Raw genomic sequence first — 440 nt, 5'->3', positions numbered from 1 at the left:
GAAGGCGTCCTGCCCAAGCACTTGTTATGTGGCTGGACGTGGTTCAAAGCTGATTTTAACTTTGTAGCCAATAGCCTTGGCATAATCTTCGATGGTTGAGAGTTTTGGAGAAGTCTTTGAGTTGACGTTCTCAAGTCTGGAGATATTGCTCTTTTGGGTATGGAGCATCTCTGCTAGCTCTTCTTGAGTAAGACCAGCCTCTTTGCGCATGGCAATAAGCTTCTTTCTCAACTCGTAGGAAAGCTCCTGCTGCTCATATTCTTGGCGAACTTCAGGATCAGCAAGTGCTTTCTTCTTAAAATCAGCGAATGATGGTCTGCTCATTTTTTCACCTCCTTCATCCGTTTTTTGGCAAGATCCAGTTCCTTTTTCGGTGTTTTCTGAGTCTTTTTGACGAAGGAATTCAGAATGATAATATCTTGTCCTTTCATCATACAGTA

Annotated in this window: 2 protein-coding genes; both read right to left on the bottom strand. The window is 42.7% G+C overall.

From position 1 onward, the window contains the following. Positions 1 to 24: 24 nt before the first annotated feature. On the bottom strand, positions 25 to 168 hold the full coding sequence (locus tag E1189_RS25845) for a hypothetical protein (protein ID WP_329601863.1): 144 nt from the start codon (positions 166 to 168) through the stop codon (positions 25 to 27). 152 nt (positions 169 to 320) lie between these two features. Then, positions 321 to 431: a type II toxin-antitoxin system RelE/ParE family toxin gene (locus E1189_RS00405; protein WP_230459839.1), complete on the bottom strand. Its 111-nt coding sequence runs from the start codon at positions 429 to 431 to the stop codon at positions 321 to 323. Positions 432 to 440 lie beyond the last annotated feature (9 nt).

This window comes from Parendozoicomonas verongulae (assembly GCF_009711465.1).
GTDB classification, from domain to species: domain Bacteria; phylum Pseudomonadota; class Gammaproteobacteria; order Pseudomonadales; family Endozoicomonadaceae; genus Sansalvadorimonas; species Sansalvadorimonas verongulae.
This window is presented reverse-complemented; position numbering and strand designations above follow the sequence as displayed.

Bases quoted from the DNA above. Each gene is read 5' to 3' on its own strand.
- E1189_RS00405 (WP_230459839.1), bottom strand. From the start codon at position 431: ATGAAAGGACAAGATATTATCATTCTGAATTCCTTCGTCAAAAAGACT.
- E1189_RS25845 (WP_329601863.1), bottom strand. From the start codon at position 168: ATGCTCCATACCCAAAAGAGCAATATCTCCAGACTTGAGAACGTCAAC.